The 6,630-nt window shown below is 65.0% G+C and carries 4 protein-coding genes and 1 tRNA gene; 4 read left to right on the forward strand and 1 reads right to left on the reverse strand.

All coding sequences use genetic code 11. The annotated features are described in order from the left end of the window. Positions 1-32 precede the first annotated feature (32 nt). The 4 genes from VFK57_20030 to VFK57_20045 all read left to right on the forward strand — a co-directional run bounded on the left by VFK57_20030 (position 33) and on the right by VFK57_20045 (position 5,429). On the forward strand, positions 33-1,322 hold the full coding sequence (locus VFK57_20030; GenBank protein HET7698014.1) for a BamA/TamA family outer membrane protein: 1,290 nt from the start codon (positions 33-35) through the stop codon (positions 1,320-1,322). Between the two features lie 18 nt (positions 1,323-1,340). After that, entirely contained in the window at positions 1,341-2,174 is an 834-nt protein-coding gene (locus VFK57_20035) for an AcvB/VirJ family lysyl-phosphatidylglycerol hydrolase (protein ID HET7698015.1), read from the forward strand. 5 nt (positions 2,175-2,179) lie between these two features. Next, the gene (gene mprF / locus VFK57_20040; protein ID HET7698016.1) at positions 2,180-4,729 is read left to right on the forward strand and encodes a bifunctional lysylphosphatidylglycerol flippase/synthetase MprF; all 2,550 of its coding nucleotides are present in this window, start codon (positions 2,180-2,182) and stop codon (positions 4,727-4,729) included. Positions 4,730-4,823: 94 nt separating this feature from the next. Continuing rightward, positions 4,824-5,429, forward strand: a complete 606-nt coding sequence (locus VFK57_20045; GenBank protein HET7698017.1) for a DUF4440 domain-containing protein — start codon at positions 4,824-4,826, stop codon at positions 5,427-5,429. 1,113 nt (positions 5,430-6,542) lie between these two features. On the opposite strand, the gene VFK57_20050 is transcribed toward VFK57_20045, so the two are convergent. After that, a tRNA-Leu gene (locus tag VFK57_20050) sits at positions 6,543-6,629 on the reverse strand. Between the last annotated feature and the right edge of the window lies 1 nt (position 6,630).

Raw genomic sequence — 6,630 nt, forward strand, 5'->3', positions numbered from 1 at the left:
TCGAGCCCGATCAGAGTTTTACGAGGTGACCCATGGCTGGACACGCCACGTCTGCAATGCCGACTGTCCCCGGGTGCCGCTCACGAGTCGCCGCGGCGACGCTTCTGATGACGGTGGTCTCGTTTCCCGTTCTGGCCCAGGAAGCGCCCGCGCCCGTGACGCCGCAAGCTCCCTCCCTCTTCAGCGAACCCGCGCCGATCACCGCTGCAACCGACTTCGTGAACCGCTTCCTCGAAAGCGACTCGGGGAACGCAAAGGAAGGGTTCTATCCCAAGGTCGGGAAGATGATCGCCGGCGCCGGCTGGCTTTCGGTTGGTCCTGGCTACCGCGAACGCTTCCTGAATGGCCGCGCGGTGTTCGATACCTTCGCGCAGGTCTCCTGGCGCGGCTATGTCAGGGCCGACGCGAGCCTCGAATTCCCGCTGTTGCTGAACGGGAAACTGGCGGTCGGAACGGAGACGCTCTGGCAGGACTCGAAGCAGGTGAGCTACTTCGGCCTTGGTCCGGATTCCCGTGAAGACCTGCGCAGCCAGTACCGCCTCGAGACGACGAATGTGGTCGGGTATGCGCGCTATCGCCCTGAGCACTGGCTGGCGCTGTCGGGCAGCTTCGGATGGCTCGACGGGCCGTCGGTGTCGTCGGCCACCGGCGCGTTCAAGCGCGACTATCTCGACGCGCAGACCACGTTCCCGAACGACCCGGCGATGATCGTGACGAAGGCGCCGCAATTCCTCCATGCCGAGGTGGCGATCACTACGGACACGCGAGACCATCCCGGACACCCGACCCGGGGAAGCGTGTATCGCGCCGCCGCCGCCGCCTACTCGGATCGCACGCTGGACGCGTACAGCTTCCGCCGCTACGAGATCGAGGGGGAGCAGTTCATCCCGCTGTTGAGCGACCGGTGGATCATCGCGCTGCACGCGTGGGGTGTGGCGTCGGATACGTCAGCCGGTCACGCGGTCCCGTTCTACATGACGCCCGGCCTCGGCGGCTCGAACACCCTCCGCGGCTATGCCAGCTACCGCTTCCACGATCGGCACCTGCTGCTGGCGACCGTCGAATCCCGATGGCCGCTCTTCGAGCACATGGACCTGGCGATGTTCGTCGACTCGGGCACCGTGGCCGCGCGCGTGCGCGACCTCGGCTTCGACAAGACCGGGTACGGCGTCGGCCTGCGAGTACACTCGCACACGTCGACGACGGCACGCTTCGACGTCGCGCACGGCGGCGAAGGCTGGCGCTTCATGCTGCGGCTGAACGACCCGTTCAGGCTGTCGCGGCTGGCGCGCTGGACTGCGGCGATTCCGTTCATCCCCTGAACGAGGAGCGCGCTCCCTGTGGCAGTATCTGCCGGACGCCGCTTCGGGAGCACGAGCACGACCGAGGCGGCACGGGTCAACGTGAAACTGATGCTCCTCTGTGCGTCGATCGTGACCGCGACGATCGGGCCGGCGGGTCCGGCATGGCCGCAAAGCCGTCAGACGGTCGAGATACGGGGCCATCAACAGCCGCTGCACATCTACGGGTCTCCGCAAGGCGCCCCTGTCATCGTGTCGAGCGGCGATGGCGGATGGATTCACTTGGCACCTCATGTCGCCGAGACGCTTGCCGCGCGCGGGTTCTACGTCGTCGGATTCGATGCGAAGATCTACCTCTCCAGCTTTACGTCGGAGCGGTCGACACTCAGACCCGAAGACGAACCGGCCGATTACCGGGTCCTGACCGACTTCGCGACGAAGGCCACGGGGAAGAGACCCATTCTGATCGGCGTCTCCGAAGGCGCCGGTCTGTCGGTGCTCGCGGCGACCGATCCGGACACAAGGCGCGGCATTGCCGGTGTCATCGGCCTTGGTCTGCCCGACGTCAACGAGCTTGGCTGGCGCTGGAAGGACTCGCTGATCTACCTCACGCACCGGGCCCCCGACGAGCCCTCGTTCAGCGCGGCTGCGGTCGTCACGCGGGTCGCGCCGCTGCCGCTGGCGGCCATCCACTCCACCCGCGACGAGTTCGTGCCGGTCAGCGAAGTCGAGCGAGTCCTGAAGGCGGCCCATGAGCCGAAGCGGCTCTGGATCGTCAACGCGTCGAACCATCGCTTCAGCGACAATCTCGGCGACTTCGACCGAACGCTGCTCGAGGCCGTCGCCTGGGTGTACGCGCACGCTCCGCGGTGAGGGGCATGCTCGCACGGCTCCGCGCCGCGGTCCCTGCCCTCGTTGGCGTGCTGCTGTTCTTCGCGGCGCTGGAGGTGTTGCGGACGGAACTGCGGGCGGTCACGTGGCATGGACTGGCGACGGACGTGTCGAACATTCCACGCTGGCACGTCGCATTCGCCGTCCTGTTGACGGCCGTCAACTACGCAGTCCTGACCGGCTACGACTTTCTTGCCTTTGCCTATCTCGGCAAGCGTCTGCCGCCGCGCCATGTCGCGATGGCGTCGTTCCTCGCCTACGCGATCTCGAACAACGTGGGGTTCGCGATGCTGTCGGGGGCCTCCATTCGCTACCGGTTCTACACGCGATGGGGGATCTCCGCAGAAGAGCTGTCGCGAATCGTCTTTTCGTACGTGGTCACGTTCTGGCTCGGTCTCCTGCTGATCGGCGGTCTCAGTCTCGCGCGAAGTCCGTTGCCGGGCGACCTGGGCGTTCCGATGGCGTCCATGGTGGCACCGATTGGGTGGCTGCTGATGCTGATCAGCATCGGCTATGTCGCGGCCGCCGCGCTCCGACTGGGCCCGATCCGGCTTCGGCGTCTCGAACTCCCGCTTCCATCGGCGACGCTGGCACTGGCGCAGCTCGCGATCTCGGTTCTGGACTGGACGATCGCAGCGGCGGTCCTCTACCTGCTGCTGCCGTCCGGCGCTGTCCCGTTTCTCGCCCTGCTCGGTGCGTTCCTGGCCTCGCAGCTCCTCGGCCTTGCCAGTCACGTTCCCGGCGGCATGGGCGTGTTCGAAGGACTGATGGTGCTGCTCCTGAAACCCTTCATCCCGTCGACGGCTCTCGTGCCCGCGCTGATTGCCTATCGTGCCGTGTACTACCTGCTTCCCCTGTCGATCGCCGCAATCGGGCTCGTGGCCGACGAGCTCCATCAGCGGCGGTCGCAAGCGGCGCGGGTCGGTGCGGCGCTCGGATGGTTGACCGAGCAGCTGACGCCGCGGGTGCTCGCCGCATTCACCTTCCTGGCGGGGGTGGTCCTGCTGGCGTCGGGCGCCACGCCGGCTGCGCCAGGCCGCCTGAGCTTCCTCGATCGCGTGCTGCCCATTGGTGTGATTGAGCTCTCCCATTTCGCGGGCAGTGTCGTCGGGGCGGTTCTGTTACTGCTCTCGCAGGGACTCGCGCGCCGGCTCGACGCCGCCTACGTGCTCACCGCCGTCGCGCTCGCCGGCGGCATGCTGGCATCGCTCCTCAAGGGTGCGGACTACGAAGAGGCGATCGTCCTCGCCGCGGTCCTGGTCGTACTCTGGCGCGCGCAGCCGGCCTTTGATCGCCGGGCGTCGCTGTTCGATACGAAGTTCTCACCGGGCTGGATCATGGCCGTCATCGCGGCGGTCGGCGCGTCACTCTGGCTCGGGCTGTTCGCCTTCAAGCACGTCGAGTATTCGAACGACCTGTGGTGGCAGTTCGAGTTGCACGGCGAAGCGTCCCGCATGCTGCGCGCGACGGTTGGCGCGTGCATCACCCTGCTCCTCTTCGCCCTTGCGCGCCTGTTCGGGTACGCCCCGCACGAGGCGCCGAAGCCGACCGATGCCGAGCTGCACGCCGCCGCCGCCGTGATCGCTGCACAGACAGGGACGTTCCCGAACCTCGTCTTCCTGCGTGACAAGGCGCTCCTCTTCGACGACGACCGGTCTGCGTTCGTGATGTACGGCGTGCAGGGCCGCACCTGGGCGGCGCTGGGCGACCCGGTGGGGCCACGGGATCGGGTCGGCGCTCTCGTTCGACGCTTTCTGGAACGCTGTGACGACTTCGGCGGGGTGCCAGTGTTCTATGAAGTCTCGCCCGAGCATCTGCACCACTACGCCGACGTCGGATTGACGTTCGTCAAGCTCGGCGAGGAGGCGCGCGTCGACCTGACGACCTTCACGATCGAAGGCGGCCGCGGCAAGAAGCGTCGATACGCCCTCGCACGGCTCGAGAAGGAACGGGGCTCGTTCCGAGTGCTGCCGGCCGAACAGGTGACGCGGGTGATGGATCAGCTGCGCGCCGTCTCGGATGACTGGCTCGCGCGGCATGCCGCGGCCGAGAAGGGGTTCTCCCTCGGGTTCTTTGCGCCTGACTATATCGCGCGGTTTCCGGTCGCGGTCATCGAGCGCGACGGTCGGATCGTCGCATTCGCCAACCTCTGGGAGGGCGGACGGCGGGTCGAACTCTCGGTGGATCTCATGCGCTACGACCAGCACGCACCCAAAGAGGTCATGGACGCGCTCTTCGCGCACGTGATGCTGTGGGGCAGGGCGCAGGGCTACCGATGGTTCTCGCTGGGCATGGCCCCGCTCTCGGGGTTCGAACAGTCACCCGTGGCGCCGTTGTGGAATCGACTCGCGTCGTTTCTCTACGAGCACGGCGAGGCCGTCTACAACTTCCAGGGGCTGCGCGCCTTCAAAGAGAAGTTCGATCCCGTGTGGGAACCGCGATATCTTGCCTATCCGGGCGGTCTTCGACTGCCACGCGTGCTCGCAGATGTCTCGGCCCTCATCGCCGGCGGGTATCGCCGGATCTTCTTCCAGTGACAGCGATCCCCCCCGCGCTTTCTCGTCGATGAGTAAGCAGGCGCTCCGAGCTTCGAAGCGAACCCTCCGCGGTAGCCCACTCGCCCCGGGGCGAGTGCACTACCTCAACCGGCAGGTCGGTACTGCCGACTCGCTGCGCCACGTTGCGGTGATGGCGCAGCCCGCCCGAGCGTGGTATGCAGTGATCATGTACGATGGCCACCGTCGTCAATCGGCAACAAGCCAAGGAGCCGTCATGCTTAGGCTGAGAGTCGTCTCGAGTGCAGTAGCCCTCTTCACGATGGTCCTGAGTGCTCGCGCCCAGGAGCCTCAGATCAAGCCGAAGGTCCTGGCTGATTTTCTCGCGGCGTTTGCGAATAAAGACGTCGCCGGTGTCGCGCGGTTGTATGCGGACAACGCGACCCTCTTTCCATCGAACGAACCGGCCGTGAAGGGTCGCGCAAATATCGAGCGCTGGTATCAACGCGCGTTTGCTGCAGGAGTCTCGTCTGTCACGATGGATTCGGACCAACTGGTGTACGAGGGTCCTCTCGCGTACAACACCGGAACATACTCGGTCTTACTCCCGTGTTCGTCGGCTGCGAAGAGTCCCGTCAAGGAGACGCGCCGCTATATTTGGACGCTCAGGCGGTCTGATTCTGGCTGGCTGATCGACTCGCACATCTTCAATACGGATGCGTCAGCCCATCCGTGCAAGTAGTCAGGCAAACGGAGCGAGCCGGCGCAGCGTTCTAAGTGAGATCTACGACGGCGCAGCCGCGCGAACCCGACTCAGAATCAAGAGTCCCCACTCGATGGTCATGTTCTTTGAGAGTCGTGCTTGCGTCCGTTGGCTGCTCAGCGCGTGAGCACCTTCGACCGACAAGAAGTCATAGAACGCTTGAATTGCATCGCCTTCAATCTTTGAGAGCAGACCGTTCTTCACCATCGAACTACGGCATGCACCAAACATCCCCAGCGCGGTCAGCAATTTGGATCGACCCCGACGACGTCGCCATATCTTTGAATGGCGGCGGTTACAATCTCTTCTAGACACGCCCGGACGCTTCCCATCACTGCTTTGAAGTCGAAGGCATCGTCAGCTGCGAGAAACACTTCGATTCCGCGTGTAATAACGCTCGCTCAAGTTCGCTCGTGAAACCGAGGTCTCGATAGACTGAAATCAATTCGGCACGATCGTCAAGCCTCTAGCCAGCCCCCCACGTTCACCAGCTCTCGGTCCCCCCGGAAACGCCGTAAGTTATTGGTGCGGAAGAAAGGACTCGAACCTTCACGGGATTGCTACCGCCAGCCCCTCAAAGCGCCGAGCCACCTTGGCATAAGCCATTTAGACGCGAACGGTTTACGTCCCATCGTCGCGGCCGGAACGCTTGTCTGGGTGTGTCGTCGACGCTGGGGAACGTTCGCGGTGTAACGGCGAAACTCTCCCGTTTTCCCCTCCGGCTGCTTGCGTGCGACACGGCACGGCATCAACCCGCTCCTGTCGCGTGTCCGAAGTAGCCGCCGTGACTCGGTCGTGTGCGGCGAACGGTCAGGTACGCGAGTGAGCGCAGCGAGCGAGCCACGCGAACGGAGTGAGCGGCGCCCTCACCGTCCGGTGGGTGCCGCGAGCGAGAGAGCGTGCAGGGGAGTCTGAGGGGCGAAGCCCCTCAGATGATGTTGGTGCGCGGGACGTAAGCGTCACGCGCACGCGCGAGTGAGCGCAGCGAGCGAGCCACGCGAACGGAGTGAGCGGCGCCCTCGCCGTTCGGTGGGTGCCGCGAGCGAGAGAGCGTGCAGGGGAGTCTGAGGGGCGAAGCCCCTCAGATGATATTGGTGCGGAAGATAGGATTTGAACCTACACGGTATTGCTACCGCCAGCCCCTCAAGCTGGTGCGTCTGCCAGTTCCGCCACTTCCGCA

The organism is Vicinamibacterales bacterium (assembly GCA_035699745.1).
Classification (GTDB): domain Bacteria; phylum Acidobacteriota; class Vicinamibacteria; order Vicinamibacterales; family 2-12-FULL-66-21; genus JAICSD01.

Coding starts and splice junctions, on each gene's coding strand:
- VFK57_20030 (HET7698014.1), top strand. CDS start 33: ATGGCTGGACACGCCACGTCTGCAATGCCGACTGTCCCCGGGTGCCGC.
- mprF (HET7698016.1), top strand. CDS start 2,180: ATGCTCGCACGGCTCCGCGCCGCGGTCCCTGCCCTCGTTGGCGTGCTG.